Below are 16,126 nucleotides of genomic sequence, written 5' to 3'. Positions count from 1 at the left end.
GCCACGATGCTGGCATGGGCGCGTATGACGAGAGTTACCGGCGGAGCCTGGACGATCCGGAAGCGTTCTGGTTGGAGGCGGCGCAGGCCATCACCTGGACGACCCCACCGACCCGTGCGCTGGATGACTCGGCCGCACCGCTGTACAGATGGTTCCCCGACGCGGCCCTCAACACGTCGTACAACTGTCTGGACCGGTATGTCGAGGCCGGGCACGGCGACCGGGTTGCGCTGATCCACGACTCACCGGTAACCGGCAGTTCAAGGTCGTTCACGTACGCCGAGCTGCGCGACGAGGTCGCCCGGTTCGCCGGAGCGCTCGCGGGGCTGGGGGTCGGCAAGGGCGACCGGGTGATCGTCTACATGCCGATGGTCCCGGAGGCGGTCGTCGCGATGCTCGCCTGTGCGCGGCTCGGCGCGATCCACTCGGTCGTGTTCGGCGGCTTCGCCCCGAAGGAGCTCGCGGCCCGGATCGACGACGCGACGCCGCGGGTGATCGTGTCCGCCTCCTGCGGTATCGAGCCGACGCGCGTGGTCGAGTACAAACCGATCATCGACGAGGCGCTGACCCTGAGCACGCATCAGCCTGAGCACACGATCGTGCTGCAGCGGTCCGCCGTACAAGCAGATCTCGGTGAGCGCGATCTCGACTGGGCCACGCTGGACGCCGCGCCCGCCGATCCGGTCCCGGTCGCGGCGACCGACCCGCTCTACATCCTCTACACGTCCGGTACGACGGGTAAGCCGAAGGGCGTCGTTCGCGACAACGGCGGCCACGCGGTCGCACTGGCCTGGTCGATGCGAGCGATCTACGACATCGGTCCGGGTGACGTGTGGTGGACGGCTTCCGATGTCGGCTGGGTGGTCGGCCACTCGTACATCGTCTACGCACCACTCCTGGTCGGCGCAACGACTGTCCTCTACGAAGGCAAGCCCGTCGGTACGCCGGATGCCGGCGCGTTCTGGCGGGTGATCGCCGAGCACGGAGCCAGCGCTCTCTTCACCGCGCCGACCGCGATTCGCGCGATCAAGAAGGTCGACCCGGAAGCCAAGCTGGCTGCCGGCTACGACCTGAGCCGCCTGCGCACCTTGTTCCTGGCCGGGGAGCGCCTCGACCCGGAAACCTACCGCTGGGCGCACGAGCATCTCGGTGTACCGGTCGTCGACCACTGGTGGCAGACCGAAACAGGGTGGCCGATCGCCGCGAACCCCCGCGGCCTCGAACCGCTACCCACCAAACCCGGCTCAGCCACCGTCCCGGTCCCCGGCTGGGATGTGCAGATCCTGGACGGGGCCGGCGCGACACAGCCGGCAGGGGAGGAGGGCTCGATCGCGATCAAGCTGCCGCTGCCACCCGGCGCCCTACCGACCCTCTGGGGTGACGATCAGCGTTATGTCGACAATTATCTGACCCGGTACGACGGCTACTACCTCACCGGCGACTCCGGCTACCTCGACGAGGACGGCTACGTCTTCGTGATGGGCCGCACCGACGACGTCATCAACGTCGCCGGCCACCGCCTCTCCACCGGAGCCATGGAAGCCGTCCTCGCCGCCCACCCAGCGGTCGCCGAGTGCGCAGTCATCGGAGTCCACGACGCCCTCAAGGGCCAGCTCCCACGCGGCCTGGTCGTCCTCAAAGCCGGCGCCGACATCGACCCCGACGTATTGCAGGCCGAGCTCGTCGCCGCCGTCCGCCGCGAGATCGGCCCGGTTGCAGCCTTCCGCGATGTCTCGGTCGTCGACGGACTCCCCAAGACCCGCTCGGGCAAGATCCTCCGCAAAACCATGCGCGGAATCGCCGACGGCCGCGACGAACCCGTCCCCTCCACCATCGAGGATGCCACCGTCCTCGAAGCCCTCCGCCCCATCCTCCGGGGGTAGGGGCGGACGCCAGGGCCATCACAATTGACGATCGGGGGCCGGCGCCCACGGGAGCATCCGTGCGGCGGCCATTTGTGATGGCCTGGCGGTCCGCTACTCCGACTGCAGGAACGCCAACGCGAGCGGGCTGGCCACCGCCCGGTACTCGTGGAAGTAGGCGTGCCGGGCGCCGCGGATGATCTCGGTGCGGGAGTTCGGGATGCGGTCGGCGAGGACCTGGGCGTTGGCGACCGGGCTGAAGATGTCCTCGGACCCGTGCAGGATCAGGGTCGGTGCGGTGATCCTGGGCAGCTCTTCCCAGGCCTCGTGCTTGTTGCTCGCGACCAGGTGCCTGGCCTTCGCGTACGGCGGCATGTCCCGATCACCGAGCACCGGGTACGGACCGGGGTTCGTGGCCCGCCACTGCGGGGTGTACATGAGATCGACCAGCACCCGTCCACCACGGACCGGGTCGGCCAGCGCCCGGCGGATCTCCTGACTGCGCTCGAACCCGTGCGCCGGACCAGGCGACGTACAGCCGAGAATCAGCCGGTCGAGCCGATCCGCGTGGTTGATCGCGACCCACTGTGCGACCCGCCCACCCATCGAGGTCCCGTAGACGTGCGCACTCGGCAGACCGAGCTGGTCGAGCACCGCGATCACGTCCTCGGCGAAGCCCGGGGTGCTGTAGACCTCGTCCGGTTTGTCGCTGATCCCGGTACCGCGCCAGTCCAGTGTGATCGTCCGGTACGCCGCCTCGTAGTCGGCGCGGACCGGGTCCCACCAGGTGTGATTGTTGGACTGACCGGCCAGCAGGACCAGTGGTTGCCCTGCGCCACTGACCTGATAACCGATCCGGACACCATCAAGTGCTGTTGCATACGGCACCCGCCCAGTCTGCCCGACGCGAGCTAGGCTCTGAACATGCGAGTCGTGATTGCGGGTGGACACGGGCAGATCGCTCTCCGGCTGACCAAGCTGCTGAGCGATGACGGGCACGAAGTGGTCGGGCTGGTCCGCAACCCCGATCACGAGGCCGACATCGCCGCGGCCGGCGGGCAGGCCGCCGTTCTGGATCTGGAGCAGGCTGGGACCGACGCAGTCGCCGACGTACTGGCGCAGGCCGATGTGGCGATCTTCTCGGCTGGTTCCGGGCCGGGCAGCGGGAACGCTCGCAAGGACACCGTGGACCGAGGCGCGGCCGCGTTGTTCGCGGATGCGTCCGAGCAGGCCGGGGTACGGCGGCACATCCAGGTCAGCTCGATGGGTGCGGACCGGGCCGGCACGCTGACCGGCGACGAGACGTTCACGGTCTACCTGCGCGCGAAGAAGGCGGCCGAGGACGACCTGCGCGGCCGCGATCTGGACTGGACCATCCTCCGGCCGGGGCACCTGACGAACGACCCCGGGACCGGGCGGATCCTGATCGCCGACCAGACCGGCAACGGCAGCATCAGCCGGGACGACGTCGCGCTGACACTGGCCGGTCTGTGTACGGCACCGGCCTCGATCGGCCGGATCCTCGAGCTCGTGACCGGGGAGACTCCGGTCGCCGAGGCACTCGCGAACCTCTGACGTTGCCACGGGCAACAGATTGTGATGGCTATGGGCGACTCTCTGCGTCAGGTCGGCTTCGAGCGCCTGGCGAACAGCAGCTACCGGGTGACCAACGACCGCGGTGGCAGCATCACCGTCGGTTCCGGCGGCGAGGACACCGACTTCACGCCGGTCGAGCTGCTGCTGGCCGCGATCGGGACGTGTTCGGCGATCGACGTCGACGTCGTGGTCAGCCGGCGCGCGGAGCCGACCGAGTTCAGCGCGGTGGTCCGCGGTGACAAGATCCGCGACGCCGAGCAGGGCAACCGGATGGAGAACCTGGCGGTCGAGTTCACGATCCGGTTCCCCGAGGGCGAGGACGGTGACAAGGCCCGCGAGGCACTGCCGCGCGCGGTGAAGATGTCACACGACCGGCTCTGCACGGTCAGCCGCACCGTCGAGCTCGGTACGCCGGTCACGACCGAGGCGGTCTGAGGAATTCGCTCACCGGACGCAGCCTGGTCGTGAGTACCTGCTGCGTCCGCGTGCTGTCGAGCCGGATGTGCGAGATCGCACCCGGCACCGCCGGCAAGGCCTCCGGATCGAGACCATCCCGGGCAGCGATCAGTCGCCCGAGCTCCAGCCGGCTGACCGCCTCGGGCCCGCCCAGATGTACGACGCCGGTTCGGTCGGACGGTGTGAGTTCGAGCAATGCGGTCGCGAGGTCGGTGACGTGCACTGGGCAGCGGATGTTCTCGGTGAACAACGCTCCGGATGCGCCGCCAACCAGCGCGTGCGTCAGTTGCTCCGAGTCCGAGATTCCCTCGGATCCGACGATCAACGACGTACGGGCAATCACGGCGTTCGGGTGAATCGCGCGGATCGCGGTCTCGGCAGCGGCCTTCGCAGCGCCGTACGGCGTCGTCGGGCAGGGCGCGGCGTCCTCGTCGTACGGGTCGGGTCCACCGCCGAAGACCGCGTCAGTCGAGACGAAGATGAGCCTGATGTCGCGTGCAGCGAGTGCGAGGTTGACGGGGCCGTTCGCGGTGGTGACCCAGTCGTCCTGTTTGAAGGCTGCGTGGATGATCGCGTCCGGCCGGACGCGCTGGATGACCGCGTCGACGTCGGCTTGATCGCGTACGTCGAGGCGCACGCCGCCTTCGACCGGTGTCGAGTGATAGGTGGGGACCACGTCGTGTTCGGCCAGGCGCACCACTTCACGTCCGAGCAGGCCGGCCGCACCGGTCACCAGTAGCCTCATCCGATCAGCCTATGGCGGGACAACCGCCAGCCGACGGTCCGCGTCGCGCGGCGTACCTCGGCGACCGTGCGGACCTTCCGTGGGCTCCACCACGTCTGCGCGGGCTTGTGCAGCATCCAGCCGTCGCCGATGGTGATCGCGGCATGCTGCACGCGCGCCTCGTTGCGCCAGACGAAGACCGTGCCGGGTACGTCGTCGCGCCCGCCCGGTGCAGTGTGTTCGGCAAGCCATTCCTCGAAGGGTTCACACATCATCCAGACCGTGTCCGCACCCTTGACGCCGGCGGCGGCCATGACGGTACCGAAGCAGTTCGGTCCGCTGCCGTTGGCGAAGGTACCGGCCAGCTCGCGAGCACGGGGGAGTGCGGCGGGCCAGCTGGTCACCTCGGCATGCCGGCTCGGTCCGAAGTCTTCGCTGACGATCACCGGCAGGATCTTGTCCGCATGCTCGGCGAGCAGGGGTTTCCACCAGACGAAGCGGTGTCCGTCGGCTTGTGCTCTCAACTCGCGGCCGAGCAGCCCCTGCCACTTGCGGACCGTCGGGACCGAGCCCCGATCGTGCCACACCTGTGCACGGACGAGCTGAGCGCGGATCGGGCGATCGAGCGCGGCGAACTGTCGCTCGGTCAGCCACGCGATCACGGTCGCGGTCGAGTCGACGGCGTACGTCCGGAAGGTGTCGCGGTCCTCGGGGCTGGGCTTGCGGTCGTCGTCCTCGAACCCCCAGGCCTGTGCCTGTTGCGGGGTGAGGAAGAACGGCTGCCGGTCGGGAGCGAGCCAGCCGACCCACTTGTCGAGCAGTGCCGGCGGGACGTCGATTCCGAGAGCTCTCACGCGGTCACCCTGACACAGCAGGCGCCTTGGGAGCCCGGCCTTTTCCGGCCGGGCCCCATCAGGTCACTTCGCGCCGAGACAGAGGGTGTAGCGGGTGTAGCGCTCCCGCTTCGTGTACGACGCCTCGAAGCCGGGGAACTGCTCACAACGGCTGTCGTCAGTGGTGTTGTCGAGTTTGCCGACGACGCGGTACTGCGCCTCCGAGCTGCTGCAGTCGACGACCTTCACGTCCGGGTCGGAGTCGCTGCCCTTGTTGACGACGCAGGACCCGACGGTCGCCTCGCTCGTCGACGTGGTGGTGAGATTGCCGATCACGATCGCCGCGATGATCGCGATCGGGACGAACAGCATCAAGGCCTGCGGCCGCTTGAACAGCGGCTTGCCCGGGTCCATCGGCTGGCGCTGACCGGGCTGCGGCTCGGGCAGCTGCTTGAACTTCTGCGCCGGGCCGAGGTTGGACAGCATCACGAACGGTGTCACGATCGCGGAGCCGATACCCCACCAGCCCTGGACCATGGTCTTCGCGGTCATGTCGCGCACGGTCGCCGTACCGCAGGTCTTGCAGAACGGGCCGGTCAGCTTCAGCCAGCGCATCACGATCAGCATGCCCTGGTGGCCGCGCACGGTCGCGTCGACCGCCGGGAAGCCACCGCAGAACCGGCAGGTGCCCGGCTGGTACTGCGCCTGCTGGGGGAACGGCTCCGGCTGCGGGAACTGGCCACCCGGCTGCGCGTACTGCTGCTGGTACGGTCCCGGCTGCTGCTGTCCGTACGGCGACTGTGGCTGTCCGTACTGGGGCTGCTGCGGCTGGGTGTACTGGGGGAACTGCTCGGGCGGGGGACCGTAGTTACCGGGCTGACCGGGGTACGGGTTCTGGGGTGGCTGGGGAGGGGATGTGGTCACGAAAACTTCCTGGGACTAGAAGCCTGAAAGACGAACTCCCGAACCTTACTCACCTCCGGAGTCCAACTACCTTCTCGGTTAGGCTTTTGCACCGGCCGACCGAAGGGACACGATGGCGCACGACGTGAGCCCCACCGCGCGGACGCTGACGGTGCTCGAACTGATCCAGAACCGCCCCGGTATCACCGCCGAGCAGCTGGGCGACAAGCTCGGCGTCTCCGAACGCGCCGCCCGCCGGTACGTCGCGATCCTGCGCGAGGCCGAGATCCCGATCGAGTCCGTCCGCGGCCCGTACGGCGGTTATCGCGTCGGCCGCGGCCTGCGGCTACCGCCGCTGATGTTCAGCACCACCGAGGCGCTCGGCCTGGTGATGGCCGTGCTCGAGGGACCGCGTGGCGCCGATGATCCGGTGGAGAGCGCACTGGGCAAGATCATCCGCGTCCTCCCCGAATCGATCGCCCGCACGACCGATGCGGTCCGCAAGGTGAGCGCCCGCGCCGCCGATCCAGGGATCCGCACCCCGGAGCCGGCGATCACCGCAGCACTCGTCGCGGCCAGCACCGAGCGGCGTCGCATCGTGATCGACTACAGCCTCCGCCCCGACCGGGTCACCCCGATGGACGTCGACCCGTGGGCGGTCGTCGTACGGCGTGGTCGTTGGTATCTGCTGTGCTGGTCACACGCGAAGGAAGCGCAGCGCGTTCTGCGGGTGGACAAGGTCCAAGGTGTCGAGGAGACCGGTGGCGAGTTCTGCACGCCTGACGACCTGGACCCGCTGGCGGTCGTCGAAGAGCATCTCGCGATGGGCTGGCAGTACCCGATCGACATCGTGATCGACGCGCCGATCGACCAGGTCCGGCACCGGATCGCCCCGAGCATGGGCCGGCTGGAGGCGATCTCCGACGAGCAGACGCGGTTAGTGGCGAGCACCAGCGAGCCGCTGTGGTACATCGGCAAGCTCGCGGAGCTGGACGCGCCGTTCCGGATCCTCGGTTCGCCCGAAATGCAGGAAGCATCCCGGGACCTCGGGAGACGATTGCTGGAGGCAAGTAACAGTGCGTGAGCTGGAGTTCACCGGAGAGATCTGGTTCTGGCGCGGGCCGGCCCCGTGGTACTTCATCACGGTCCCCGACGAAGAGTGCGCCTACCTCGAGGCCGAGTCCGGCTTCGTCAGCTACGGCTGGGGAATGATCCCGGTCACCGCCGAGATCGGCGCCAGCACCTGGGACACCTCGCTGTTCCCGAAGGACGGCAACTACCTCGTCCCCATCAAGGCCGCCGTCCGCCGCGCCGAGTCCCTCGACGACGGCGACACCCCCACCGTCCGCCTCCGCATCCGCACCTGACAAAAACTGTCGGAGGCGGCGACTACGGTCGCGGGCATTGGCACTGGCGTCCCCACCATGGCCGTACTAGTTGCTCACATCCGAGGAGAGATGACATGACTACGCTGACCGACCGGCCGAATACGGCGCTGCTGGTGATCGACGTACAGAACGGTGTCGTCTCGGGCGCGCATGAGCGCGATCAGGTCGTGGCGAACATCGGCGCCGCCATCGACGCCGCCCGCACGCAGGGTGTGCCCGTGATCTGGATCCAGCACTCGAGCGAGAACCTGGTGAAGGACAGCGAGGCGTGGCAGTTCGTTCCTGAGCTCAAACGTGACGCCGCCGAGGCACTCGTCCCGAAGACCTTCCCGGACTCCTTCGAAGAGACCGAGCTGGAGTCCGTCCTTGCGGCCGGCGGTATCGGCCGGGTGTTCGTCACCGGAGCCCAGACCGATGAGTGCATCCGCTCGACCCTGCACGGCGCGATCACGCGTGGCTACGACGTCACCCTCGTCTCCGACGCCCACACCACCGAGGACCTGTCCGAGTACGGCGCCCCGACCCCGGACAAGGTGATCGCCCACACCAACCTCTACTGGCAGTACCACCGAGCACCGGGCCGCGCGGCGGGCGTCCAGTCAGCCGCCGAGTTGTCCTTCACCAGCTGAGTTCGTCGAGGCTGGCGATCCGCCGTACGCCGATGTCGGCGTGCTGACCGGACCTGGCCAGCAGGACGGCCCCCATGCCGACAGCGAGCGCTCCCTGGATGTCGTTCGTGAGTGAGTCGCCGACCATCAGTGCCTGATCGGGCTCGACCCCGATCAGCGTCAACGCCTGCCGGAACGCCCGCGGGTCGGGCTTGCCGGCGGGCAGATCCTCGGACGAGATGAATCGGTCGATCTCCGCGGTCAGCCCGAAGCGATCGAGCTTCTGCTGCTGGTGGGCCGAATTCCCGTTGGTGAAGACCACCACGTGCAGGCCGGCGGCGCGAGCCCGTCGTACTGCGGGGATGGCATCGTCGTACAGCTGCCAGCCGGCCTCGTACCGCCACAGATACCCGTCGAAGATCGCGTCGATCTCGGTGTCGTCGCCGTACAGACCGAGGAACTCACGCACCCGAGCACGCCGCTGCTCGTCGAACGTCAGCTCCCGGCGCTGATAACGGCGATAGTGCCGGTCGGAGACCACCGCCCAGCGCTCAGCGACATCCGGCCCTTTGATCCCGTACTGCGCAGCCCAGTCGACGACCGCCAGGGCCGCCGCGCGCTCTTGTTCGACCAGGGTGCCGTCGAGATCGAACAACACTGCCTTGAGCACGCGGCGCCTCCGGATCAGATCGGTTCAGCTAGACGGTACGGCGTCGAGCGCGGCGATGTCGGCGGGGGAGAGGTGGATGAATTCGGCGGTCAGGTTCTCCGCCAGGTGCTGCACACTGCTGGTGCCGGGGATCGCGAGCATGTGCTCGCCCCGGCTCAGCGTCCACGCGAGACGAATCTGGGCCGGTGTCGCGTCGTGCGCCGCAGCGATCTCCTGGACGACGTCGGGGGTGTTGACGCCACCGGTCTCACGAGACGCCCCGGCCAATGCGAAATACGGGACGTAGGCGACACCCTGCTCACCACAGAGCCGGACGAGCTCGTCATTGACCCGGCCGAAGCCCACGCCGTACCGGTTCTGGACGGCGACGACCGGAGCGATCTCCTGCGCCTGGGCGAGATGGTGCACCTTGATGTTCGACAGCCCGAGTCCACGGATGAGTCCCTTGTCCCGCAACTCGGCCAGTACGCCGAAGTGCTCGGCCACCGACTCCAGCCCTTGCTGGCGCAGGTAGACCACATCGAGCGTGTCGCGGCCGAGATCGCGCAGCTCCCGCTCCACCAGCCCAGGCAATTCGTCCGGTCGCGCCAGCGGACCGTCCAGCGCCCCGACCTTGGTCGCGATCACCACGTCACCGTCGTACGAGGTCAACGCCTCCCGGACGGCCTCGTTGGCCCATCGCAAACACTCCATCTCCCGAACATTGTCGGAGGGCGAAATCGTCGGATAGAACGCCGCCGTGTCCAGATGGTTCACCCCCAGCTCCACCGCACGCCGTACCAGCGAGACCGCCCGCGCCCGCACCTCGCTCCCGGAACCGGACCCCGCCAGCCGCTTCGTGCCGAACCCGACCCGCCGCACACCCTGCCAAAACTCCACGGACTTGCACCTCGCAATTTCAGCTGATATGTTTATTGATAGGAATGCATTTCCATTCCATTTGGGCATTCGCTCAGAATAAAACACAATTTGATTCCGGTCCACCCTTTCCGGGTGGATTTTTTGTTGCCCCGGCGCCGGCCCCGTCCGGCGGATCTCCAGACCACGTGTGACTTTTCGGCGCTGCACTCCGTCTCTAGTAGTAGAGGCGATCGCTGGGGAGGCACTTGTGAGGACCGACGTCCGGACACGTTCGGAAGTACTCGAAATCGGAGTAATCGCTCCGCCGGAATACCACGCGCTGGCCGATCTCCACGGCGGCCGGAGCTTTCTGCAAGTGGCATCCTGGGCGGCCGTGAAAGCGGAGTGGAGCTCCGAGCTACTGGCCTGGCGCGACAGCGACGGTTCGGTCGTCGGCACCACCCTGGTGCTGTACCGCCGGCTCCCAGGCGTCTCCCGCTGGTACGCCTACCTCCCGGAGGGCCCGGACATCGACTGGGCCGATCCCCGCCTCGAACGATGGCTGGATCCGCTGCTCGAGCACCTGGACCGGCGCCAGGCATTCGCAGTCAGGATGGGCCCGCCCGCCGTACTGAAGCGCTGGCACGCTTCGACCCTCAAGAACTCGGTACGACGAGGGCGCCGCGTCGACGACGTACTTCCAGATGTCGTCGAGCCCGTCGGCTCCTCGGTCGCCGAGCGAATGCGCGACCTCGGCTGGAGCCGCGGTGGCGAGGAGGGGACAGGCGGGGATGCTCAGCCGCGGTACCTGTTCCAGGTCCCGATCGGCGGCCGGACACCTGCGGAGCTGTGGAGCAGCCTGAGCAAGGAGTGGAAGCGCAACATCCAGAAGGCCGAGAAGTCCGGGATCGAGATCCGTCAGGGCACCGAGAGCGATCTCCCGGTGTTCTTCGACTTGCTGGAGGCCACTGAGCGCCGCAACGGTTTCCGTCTCGGGCGCACCCTGGCCTACTACCAGCGCCAGTACCGCGTGATGAACGCCGAGCGACCCGGGCGAATGCGCCTGTACCTCTCCACCTGGCACGGCGAAGTGCTGGCCGCGCACACGATGAACGTCGTCGGCCGGCGCGTCTGGTACCAGTCCGGCGCCTCCGCCAACCACCATCGCGAGGTCCGCCCGAGCCACATCCTGCAATGGAAGATGATGACCGAGGCGCTGCAGTTGGGCGCCGACCGCTACGACATGCGCGGTGTCTCCGACTCACTCGACCCCGAAGACCGCGCCTTCGGCCTGCTCCGCTGGAAGCTCGGCACCGGCGGCGAGCTGGTCCAAACAGTCGGCGAATGGGAACGCGCCCTCCCCGGCCCCATCAACCAGCTCCTCCTCCGAGCAATGACCCGCTACCGCGCCCGCGGCTGAAAAACCCACCCGCCTCAGCAGCCTCGACGACAGCCGCCGCACGCTCCTCCGGCGTAAGCGCGGCCGAGTCCAGGCGCAGGTCGAAGTGCCCGTCCAGCCCTATTCCATGATGCCCACGCGCATTCCCGAGATGCCTCCCGTGGTTCCGCTCCAGCTCACGCGCCTCGATCACCCCGAGCGACGCCTCGACCGCCACCCAGTAGACCGCCCTGCCTTTGAGTGCCTGCCGCCACGCGGGCACGATCGATTCGTCCACCGGCATGTCGTCGAGGATGACGTGGTTCCCGGCATCCAGCAGCGCCAGTACGGCGGCCCGCATACCCGCGAACATCCGCCGACCCGCCTCCCCGTAGTGAGTCACGATCCGCGGCTTCCCATCCGGATCGGTCAGCGTCTCCTGCCAGAACCCAGGCCCAGGCCCACGCCGATGACCGCCCCAGTCCGACGGAAACATGTCGTAGAAGTGATCCAGCCCGACCAGCAGATAGGGCTCAGGCAGCACCAGCTGCAACTGCTTCGCCGTGCTCGACTTCCCAGCACTCGACGTACCGATCAGAACAATCAACCTGCCGTCAACCATCACCCAGCCATCATCCCAAGCCGCGCCAGGGGTGGTGGCGTGTGTGGGCAAGTTGAGCGGGCAACCAGCCCACAAACAGCCCACACATCCCTTGTAAATAAGGACTTCTGAGCTCGGAAACTGTCGGTGGTCATGTCTAGGCTTTGAGGTATGGAGATCTTGGCGATGCCCCCGGTGTACACCCAGAGCAGCAGCGAACTGCTGACCGCTCTGGACACCCTGCAGGCCGCCAAAGCCCTGTTGAAGACTTACGAGTTGCAGGTGCTGGGCCGGCTGGAGGAGATGGGCACCGCGACCGAGCTGGGTGCGCGTGACACGGTCGAGCTGGTCTCGGAGCGCTACCGCCTCGACCGCACCGAAGTCCGCAAAGACCTCGCGTTCGCCGACCGCTTACGCAAGTACCCGCTCGTGGCAGCCGCGCTGCCCGACCCGACTGATCCATCTCGCCCGGCGGTCGTGTCTCTCGAGCTGGCCAAGATCATCGTGACCACCTTGGAGAAGGCGCCCTCGAATGTTCCGGTCGAGACTCTCGCGGTCGCCGAAGAACAACTGATCAACGCCGCCCGGATCTCCAACCCCCGCCAACTCACCGCCTTCGCCCAAACAGTCCTCACCAGACTCGACACCGACGGCCCCGAACCCGCCGAAGACCAAGCCGCCGCGAAAGAATCACTGCGGCTACGGCAGACCGAGGGCGGCGTCAAGTTCTCCGGGTTCTTGGCCGGTGCCAGCGGCGAACAGTTCCAGACCCAGATCCACCAACTGTCCAAACCTCACAAGACCATCGACGGTGAACGAGACCCGCGATCTCTGGAGCAGCGCCAGGCCGACGCGTTGAAGGTCATCATGGACGCTGCCGCCGGCAACCCGGACTTTCCCGGCGTCCCGCACTTGACGGTCACGATCGACTTCAACGACCTCAAAGCGTCCCTGGCCGGTGCCCCGGCCGCCTTCGGCGGCAACCTGACAGACCTCACAGACCCGGCTGCGGGTTCGGAGGGTCCGGAGGGCGGGGTTGGCCGGTCGGGTGCGGTGGGTGAGCTGGTGTTCGGTGACAACTTGTCCGCCGGTGCCGTCCGGCTCCTGGCCTGCGACGCCGCCGTCCTGCCCATCGTCTTGGGCGGTGATTCACAGCCTTTGGATGTCGGTACTGAGCAGCGGTTCGTGAACCGGTATATCCGCCGGGCGTTGAACAAGCGGGACAAGGGTTGTGTGGTGTGTCAGGCGCCGCCGTGGATGTGCCACGCCCACCACGTGATCCATTGGACCGAGGGCGGTCCGACCAGCCTCCACAACCTCGCCCTCCTCTGCGCTGCCCACCACCGCGCCGTCCACAACGGCCAATGGGCCATCACGATCACCACAACCGGCGTCCAGGTCACGCGCCCGTCCTGGGCCGACCCGCCACGCGTACCCGACCGTGCCGCGCTCGCCGCCCTGATCGGCTGGGTCACGCCTGCCCCCACCGACGGCACCATCAGTTCCGGTGCTAGCGGCACCGGTTCCTACGCCGCCGGTGCGAGCACGAGCACCACCAGTGCCAGCAGCAATCCGACTCACGAGCAGCCGGATCGGCTCCCCGCCGCCAGCACCCTTCCCAACCCCGCACTAGCCGCCACCCGCGAAGCCCTCCGAACCCGCCTAACCTCCTGGGCCCCCAACTACACCGACCCTTGGGCTACCAACGCCGCCAACGCCGCCCCCGCCGCCGGACCGTAATCCTCACCACCCACTGTCCACCAACTCCACCGCGGCAGCCCGCCAAATAGGCCGGCCCGCGGACCTACCCATGTGCTCTGCAGGCAACCACCACCCCTCTGCCCTCTTTGGGCTCTTCTGCTCGATATCGGGATGGTAGGTCGGGACTCGACGCTCGGATGCGGCCGGAGACCTGCGGCAGTGGTTGCTCGCCGCTGCGGCCGACTTACAGACGGGTGTGGCTGGGCGGGTCTGTGGCTGGGCGGGTTGGCGAGGTCGGTGACCGACGTGGTCGTTGCCTGGGGCGACGGGCTGTGGTTGCTGCCGGTGGTGAGGAGGCTCGTCAGCTGATCCTCGCGGTGGATTGAGGCCGACCGGGTGATCCGTCGAGGTGTTGGTGGCGGATCGGCTGCCGGGGTGCTGTGCGCGGTTGTGGCGTGGGGTGGGGGACCTGCACACCTCGGAGACGACGATGTCAGACATGTCCCTTCACAACACACACAGGGACGAGGGTAGGTCTCCCTAGCTCGGCAACGAGCCTGGTGCGACGGCTGCAGCCGACCTGCCTCAACCAAAGCCCGTCAGCCCCAGGCAACGTGTGCGCAGTCGCCAGCCTCGCCATCCAGCTCAGCCATCCGCGTGGCCCGCCCGAAGGTCCAGTGGCTGCCCCAGCGGCCGACCTCCTCAGCCGCGTTCACCTGCTGGGGACCGTGGATACCCGACCAGCTGTTCGCACCCCACTAGTTGTCCGCACCCGACTAGTTGATCGCGGCACGCCCGCCCAGCCTCCGGTGGCCCGACCGGTGTACGCGCACGTCTCGCTGGTCGGCGTGGTGGTGATGCTCGTGCTCGCGGGGCTCGGGACTCTCACCTACTTCCCGCGACTGCCGTCGTTCATGGGCCTCACGTGGCAGGGGAAATTGCGTTGCGGGGGTGTCGGGCGGCCTGCCATCTTCTGGGAGATGCCAGTCACTCCTGAGCAAGATCCTGAGAACGCGTTCCCGAGAGAGCGTGATCTGGAGATCGCGGTTTCCCGAGAGAGCGATCTCCGGAAGGCTCTCACGAGAGAGCACTATCCGCGGAGCTCTGGGTACGACCCGGCCTGGATCGTTGACGTTCCGATGGGCCCGCATCCGCTGTGGTGTGTGGAGTCGCTGATGGAAGTGATGACACTCGAGCCGGGAATGCGCATTCTTGATCTGGGGTGTGGGGCTGCGGTCTCGTCGATCTTTCTCGCGCGTGAGTACGGCGTCGAGGTGTGGGCGGCCGATCTGTGGACCGATCCGACCGACAACTGGGAGCGGATCCGCACCTGGGATGTTGCGGACCGCGTGCACGCGATCCGGGCTGAGGCGCGTGAGTTGCCGTTCGCTCGGGGGTTCTTCGATGCGGTGGTGAGCATTGGCGCGTACCACTACTTCGGGACCGAGGCCCGGTATCTGGCCTATCTCCTCGAGTTCCTGAAGCCGCACGGCTCGGTCGGCTTTGTGACGACCGGCCTCGACCACGACCCGGGTCCGACACTTCCGCCGTACCTGGCCGAGCGCTGGACGCCGGACTTCTTCACCTGGCAGAGCCCTGACTGGTGGCGCAACCACTGGCAGCGCACCGGGCTCGTCGACATCGACAGGGCGGACATGGTCCCCGGCGGCTGGGACGACTGGTTGCAATGGCTCCGGGCCTGCGACCTCGTCGACCGCGGCTACGCCCCTGACGCCAACATGCTCGAAGCCGACCAGGGCGAGCTCCTCGGGCTCGTTCGGATGCTTGCCCACCGCCGGTGATCACTCTGCAGTTCCATCCGGACTGGCCGTACCGGGGCGGCACGGTGATCGAGTCGATGGTTGCCAACGGCATCTACCGTTCGCAGTTCAGCACCGGTAGCTCCAACGGCGGGCTGACCGCGCATTCCGGTGGTGATCGGTGGCGCTGGGAGTCCCGTCTCTTCGCCGGCCGGTACGACGACGCTCCCGCGACCGAGCGTCCCGTGTACGGGGCCTGGAACCGGCGGGCCGATCCGTACGGGGGAGCGGTGCGCTTCGGATCGTCGTATGTGCGGTTGCGTCCCGAGGTCCTGGATCGCGCGACGTTCTGTTTCCCCGACTCGGTGTATGAACCGACTGACTTCGGTGACCAGAGAGCGCTCTCTGCTCTCTGTGCTTTGGCTGACGCTTCAGAGCTGGGCGATCTCGACGACGCTGTGGAGGCACACGTTCACGGGCCGGTGCGTTTCACGATCGACGTCGAGGCCGTCGTACTCGATCCCTGCTTTTCCGGCACCTTGATTGCAACGGCGGCCGAGCAGCTCGGCTGTCCGGTCGAGTACCACCCAGGGTTCCGGGTCCGCGCTGCCGCGATAGACCCGGCGTACCGGGGTCCGCACATCGTCGCCCTGGCCGAGTCCCTGGGAACGTTGATCACTCCGGATCTCATCGGCCGATCAGCCCGAGCCGCGACCCACTCCGCCCAAGACCTCAAGCACCTCTGGCACTGCCTGGCCCACTTCGGCCGCGAGGGCAGCGCGTAGTGAACGCGCTGCCCCGATTGC

Annotated in this window: 17 protein-coding genes; 10 read left to right on the top strand and 7 right to left on the bottom strand. The window is 67.6% G+C overall.

Annotated elements, in window-relative coordinates:
• Positions 1 to 14 precede the first annotated feature (14 nt).
• A complete protein-coding gene (locus ACFCV3_RS22755; protein WP_376032824.1) occupies positions 15 to 1,883 on the top strand; it encodes a propionyl-CoA synthetase in 1,869 nt (622 codons plus the stop codon).
• A gap of 93 nt (positions 1,884 to 1,976) precedes the next feature.
• On the opposite strand, the gene ACFCV3_RS22750 is transcribed toward ACFCV3_RS22755, so the two are convergent.
• A complete protein-coding gene (locus ACFCV3_RS22750; RefSeq protein WP_376032822.1) occupies positions 1,977 to 2,750 on the bottom strand; it encodes an alpha/beta fold hydrolase in 774 nt (257 codons plus the stop codon).
• 36 nt (positions 2,751 to 2,786) lie between these two features.
• On the opposite strand from ACFCV3_RS22750, the gene ACFCV3_RS22745 reads away from it, so the two are divergent.
• On the top strand, positions 2,787 to 3,437 hold the full coding sequence (locus tag ACFCV3_RS22745; protein WP_376032820.1) for an SDR family oxidoreductase: 651 nt from the start codon (positions 2,787 to 2,789) through the stop codon (positions 3,435 to 3,437).
• Positions 3,438 to 3,467: 30 nt separating this feature from the next.
• Positions 3,468 to 3,893 carry an OsmC family protein gene (locus ACFCV3_RS22740; protein ID WP_344147669.1) on the top strand — a complete coding sequence of 142 codons (426 nt, stop codon included), beginning with the start codon at positions 3,468 to 3,470 and terminating at the stop codon, positions 3,891 to 3,893.
• Here ACFCV3_RS22740 and ACFCV3_RS22735 read toward each other — a convergent pair.
• The 3 genes from ACFCV3_RS22735 to ACFCV3_RS22725 form a co-directional block, all read right to left on the bottom strand.
• The gene (locus tag ACFCV3_RS22735) at positions 3,874 to 4,659 is read right to left on the bottom strand and encodes an SDR family oxidoreductase (RefSeq protein ID WP_376032818.1); all 786 of its coding nucleotides are present in this window, start codon (positions 4,657 to 4,659) and stop codon (positions 3,874 to 3,876) included. The two genes, ACFCV3_RS22740 and ACFCV3_RS22735, sit on opposite strands and share 20 nt — an antisense overlap.
• On the bottom strand, positions 4,656 to 5,492 hold the full coding sequence (locus tag ACFCV3_RS22730) for a hypothetical protein (protein ID WP_376032816.1): 837 nt from the start codon (positions 5,490 to 5,492) through the stop codon (positions 4,656 to 4,658). The genes ACFCV3_RS22735 and ACFCV3_RS22730 overlap by 4 nt, the downstream gene beginning before the upstream one ends.
• 63 nt (positions 5,493 to 5,555) lie before the next feature.
• The gene (locus tag ACFCV3_RS22725) at positions 5,556 to 6,395 is read right to left on the bottom strand and encodes a toxin-antitoxin system, toxin component (protein WP_376032814.1); all 840 of its coding nucleotides are present in this window, start codon (positions 6,393 to 6,395) and stop codon (positions 5,556 to 5,558) included.
• Positions 6,396 to 6,507: 112 nt separating this feature from the next.
• On the opposite strand from ACFCV3_RS22725, the gene ACFCV3_RS22720 reads away from it, so the two are divergent.
• From ACFCV3_RS22720 to ACFCV3_RS22710, 3 genes are all read left to right on the top strand, one after another.
• Complete coding sequence (locus ACFCV3_RS22720) at positions 6,508 to 7,458, top strand: helix-turn-helix transcriptional regulator (RefSeq protein ID WP_376032813.1); 951 nt, start codon at positions 6,508 to 6,510, stop codon at positions 7,456 to 7,458.
• The gene (locus ACFCV3_RS22715; RefSeq protein ID WP_376032811.1) at positions 7,451 to 7,741 is read left to right on the top strand and encodes a DUF1905 domain-containing protein; all 291 of its coding nucleotides are present in this window, start codon (positions 7,451 to 7,453) and stop codon (positions 7,739 to 7,741) included. Before ACFCV3_RS22720 ends, ACFCV3_RS22715 begins: the two co-directional genes overlap by 8 nt.
• Positions 7,742 to 7,836: 95 nt before the next feature.
• Positions 7,837 to 8,391, top strand: coding sequence for an isochorismatase family protein (locus ACFCV3_RS22710; protein WP_376032809.1), 555 nt, complete (start codon positions 7,837 to 7,839; stop codon positions 8,389 to 8,391).
• Here ACFCV3_RS22710 and ACFCV3_RS22705 read toward each other — a convergent pair.
• The gene (locus ACFCV3_RS22705) at positions 8,381 to 9,040 is read right to left on the bottom strand and encodes an HAD family hydrolase (RefSeq protein WP_376032807.1); all 660 of its coding nucleotides are present in this window, start codon (positions 9,038 to 9,040) and stop codon (positions 8,381 to 8,383) included. The two genes, ACFCV3_RS22710 and ACFCV3_RS22705, sit on opposite strands and share 11 nt — an antisense overlap.
• Before the next feature lie 24 nt (positions 9,041 to 9,064).
• Complete coding sequence (locus ACFCV3_RS22700) at positions 9,065 to 9,919, bottom strand: aldo/keto reductase (RefSeq protein ID WP_376032805.1); 855 nt, start codon at positions 9,917 to 9,919, stop codon at positions 9,065 to 9,067.
• A gap of 169 nt (positions 9,920 to 10,088) precedes the next feature.
• Here ACFCV3_RS22700 and ACFCV3_RS22695 point away from each other — a divergent pair, with 169 nt between their 5' ends.
• Positions 10,089 to 11,300, top strand: coding sequence for a lipid II:glycine glycyltransferase FemX (locus ACFCV3_RS22695; RefSeq protein WP_376032804.1), 1,212 nt, complete (start codon positions 10,089 to 10,091; stop codon positions 11,298 to 11,300).
• Here the strand turns inward: ACFCV3_RS22695 and ACFCV3_RS22690 are convergent.
• Positions 11,251 to 11,880, bottom strand: coding sequence for an AAA family ATPase (locus ACFCV3_RS22690; RefSeq protein WP_376032802.1), 630 nt, complete (start codon positions 11,878 to 11,880; stop codon positions 11,251 to 11,253). The genes ACFCV3_RS22695 and ACFCV3_RS22690 overlap by 50 nt on opposite strands.
• A gap of 150 nt (positions 11,881 to 12,030) precedes the next feature.
• Here ACFCV3_RS22690 and ACFCV3_RS22685 point away from each other — a divergent pair, with 150 nt between their 5' ends.
• From ACFCV3_RS22685 to ACFCV3_RS22675, 3 genes are all read left to right on the top strand, one after another.
• Positions 12,031 to 13,599, top strand: a complete 1,569-nt coding sequence (locus ACFCV3_RS22685) for a DUF222 domain-containing protein (protein ID WP_376032801.1) — start codon at positions 12,031 to 12,033, stop codon at positions 13,597 to 13,599.
• Between the two features lie 770 nt (positions 13,600 to 14,369).
• Positions 14,370 to 15,362 (top strand): SAM-dependent methyltransferase, encoded by a 993-nt coding sequence (locus tag ACFCV3_RS22680; RefSeq protein ID WP_376032799.1) that lies wholly within the window; start codon positions 14,370 to 14,372, stop codon positions 15,360 to 15,362.
• Positions 15,359 to 16,105 carry a DUF3626 domain-containing protein gene (locus tag ACFCV3_RS22675; RefSeq protein WP_376032798.1) on the top strand — a complete coding sequence of 249 codons (747 nt, stop codon included), beginning with the start codon at positions 15,359 to 15,361 and terminating at the stop codon, positions 16,103 to 16,105. Before ACFCV3_RS22680 ends, ACFCV3_RS22675 begins: the two co-directional genes overlap by 4 nt.
• Positions 16,106 to 16,126: the final 21 nt, after the last annotated feature.

The organism is Kribbella sp. NPDC056345 (assembly GCF_042262745.1).
GTDB lineage: Bacteria > Actinomycetota > Actinomycetes > Propionibacteriales > Kribbellaceae > Kribbella.
Note: the sequence above shows the minus strand (reverse complement) of the source record. Positions and strands in the feature narration are given on the sequence as shown.